This window comes from Methyloversatilis sp., assembly GCF_030696805.1.
Lineage (GTDB): Bacteria > Pseudomonadota > Gammaproteobacteria > Burkholderiales > Rhodocyclaceae > Methyloversatilis.
In genome coordinates this window covers 1-2,874 of record NZ_JAUYRO010000047.1, presented here as the reverse complement: position 1 = coordinate 2,874, position 2,874 = coordinate 1, and the positions used below count along the sequence as shown (strand labels likewise).

General features: G+C 57.0%; 2 protein-coding genes. Both read right to left on the bottom strand.

The genetic code is table 11. The annotated features are described in order from the left end of the window. Positions 1–1,599, bottom strand: a 1,599-nt coding sequence (locus Q8R75_RS08250; RefSeq protein WP_305663636.1) for an AAA family ATPase, incomplete at its 3' end; no start/stop codon positions are given. A gap of 1 nt (position 1,600) precedes the next feature. Then, positions 1,601–2,874 (bottom strand): restriction endonuclease subunit S (locus Q8R75_RS08245; protein WP_305663635.1); only part of this gene is annotated, 1,274 nt, incomplete at its 5' end.

Genomic DNA, 2,874 nt, shown 5'->3' with positions numbered 1-2,874 from the left:
TTCACTTTTGAGTAGCCCCGTCACGCCCATGCCCTGCGGGTGTTCGTCAGGCGTATCGACCACCGTGCGCGCGCCATCGCGGCGCAGGATATGGACTTGCTCGCGCTTGAGACTGCCCACCATCATCGGGTCGTGGGTGGTGATGAGAATTTGCGATTGCCCTGCGGAGGTATCAAAGGCAGCACTAGAAAACGCGCCGCCGAAGGCACCGGCATGGATATCGCCCAATACGCCTTCGATATCGTCGAAGTAGCGCAGCTTCCAGATCGGGTTCAGGTGGGTGTCCGGCTCGTCGAGCAGGAACAGGCAGTGGTCTTCGCGGGTGATACGCATCAGGCCCAGCACGGTGAGCATCTGCAACTCGCCTTCGGAGAGTTGAGTAAAACTCACCTTGCCGCCGTGCTCGTCGCGCTTCTTGACGGTGATGCGCACTTCATCGATCAGGTCGCCGATATAAGCACCCTCGGCGTAGCGGAAAAAGCTGTCGGTGCCGCCGACCAGCTCGCCGAGTTGCTTGAGCTTGTCCTGGCTGGGCACGAACAGGTAGAGCTGCTTCTGTTTCTCGCTGCGACCACGGAAGTCGATCTGCCTGGTGGCTTCCTGCTCAATCGGCGCCCAGGCCACTTGCCAGAGCTTGTCGAGGAATTCGCTGACCACATTGCCACGCGCATACCAGAAGCGCGGGTCGCCCTCGTTCAGCTCCTGCTCGTCGAACTTGCCGCTACGGCGCTTTTCGCGCAGGCGGTGCGGCTCCTTCAGCACAAACAAAGCCGACTCCAGCGATTCGATGTGCAGGTTCTTGAGCACCTTCTGAAACACCGGGTCGTCGGACAGCAGACAGGCCAGCAGCACCAACTGGCTATGGCCACCACGGCAATAGAACAGGCGGCGCAGACGGTCGTCGCCAAGCTGCGCAAGCCGCCCTCGATTACGAGCTTCGGCTCTTTCCAAAACTTGTGCTTTTTGCTCTTCAAATGGCTTGAGCTCTAGCTGAATTCTGCGAAGTTCAACAAGCTCCTCACCGTCGAGATCTTTTTCTTGCTTCCCTTCGAATTTACGCAGCTCTTGCTCCAGGTCCAAAAACCTTGCCGATTCGGTGAAAGCACTTAGCGTTGCACCTGACAAAACCTCATGCGTGGTGATTTCCTGGCGCAGGTTGAAGCGGCGCTGGTGCTCCTGGAACAAGGCTTCGATGCGCTCGTTACGGCCCGAGTAATAGGCAAAGATGTGGGCGGGCAGCAGCTCGCGGTTTCTCAGCAGATGGCCTTGCGACTCGGCCTTGCCGTCCACCCAGACATAGGGGCGCTTCTGCTTGGCGGTATCCGCCTCGATGCGCACAGCGTGGCCGCGAATGCTGTATTCCAGCGTGTAATCGAACGCCGCTTCGCGGTCCAGATCCACATCGCGAAAGATGGTGATCAGCGCTTCGATCAGGTTGGACTTGCCGGTGCCGTTCTGGCCGATCAGCGCGTGGCTGCGGATGGGTTTGGGCTGCGCATCCGCCGGCGCGCCCACAGCGGGCGGCAAGTGCGTATCGAAGGTGATGTCGAGATCGCGCAAATTGCGGAAGGCCGGGATGCGGATGCGCTGCAGCTGCATATCAGGCGCTCACCGCGTCGGCTGGCTTTTCGCGCATTTCGGCGGGAGCCGGTTCCAGAATCCAGCCGTGAGCCACCTCGGTTTTGAGCTGCGCGTAAAAAGCCTCGATTTCGCCGCCGAAGCGCCGCCACAAATCCTTGGCGCTCATCTCACCGTTGTGTCGGGCCAGAATCGTGGCCAATGGTGCCTGGACTTTGATGTCGGGTGCGGCGCCCAAGCGCAGCGATGCAATCAATTCGGTTTGCGGGGCTTTCATGGGTTCCTCTTCTTGTCCGATGGCGATGCCGGTGAGGCTCGAAACAGCTGAGATAGCGTGACGACAAGCCACCTCTTTAGCATGGCGCAATTGCGACTCCATAGAGTCGCATAAGCGCATCAACTCAGCGACGCGCTTTACGATGCGGTGCTGCTCCTGTATCGGCGGGAGTGGTATCAATACGGAACCGATATGATTTTGATTGACCGTTTTTTGCCCAGCAGTCGTGACGAACTTGCCTGAAATTTGCTGACGAATGAACGGGCTCTGAGACGCAACCCAAACATATTCGACATCAATCAATTCATTCACAAAACGCAAGCGGATGAAATGATCGCAATAGGCGACACCGCCAGCATTCACCAGAATAAAGCTCCCAACCAAATCCGCACTGCCATTTACCCGCGTTATCAGTATGTCGCCGTCTTCAAGAAGGTATTTATCTCGCTCGCTTTCGGTTAGCAGGATGTCTCGCGGCTCCGTTAACGAAATCTGGTTTTTAAGAATATCGGCCAGTCGCAAAACCGTGGTGGCGATTCCAGTGTTCCCGTGTCGCTTAGATATTCCATTTTGAAAATCAGGCGCTAACTCACCGAGGCGCGTCCAAATCCAGCCATTCGGAAGACTGAACGGAATGTCGTTTTCTTGTAGGGGTTGAAATGGCTTCGGGCGGCCTAGATTCTTATCTGCAACTAGCCTTTTCTCGACAGCTTTTATGTCTTCAAAAGTTTTGATTGCGTTAGTGTCATCTTCTGATTGCTCGGTGAGAAATCCATGCACTGCCAAATCAAGAACCAGACTCCGCAAGTCCGCCACATCCTCAGGCGCATGAAACAGCCGCCCGAAGTTGTTGGACAGGCGTGCCCAGGTGGTTTGCAGCTCGTGCGGGCTGGTGGCGCTGGCGACGGCTTGCAGGGTGGATAGTCTTAGGTTGTTTTGCAGTTTGCGGCGGGACTGCTGCTGCGCTTCCAGCTTGTCGCACAAGGCCATCAGCTCATCGACTTTGGCGACGATGCGGG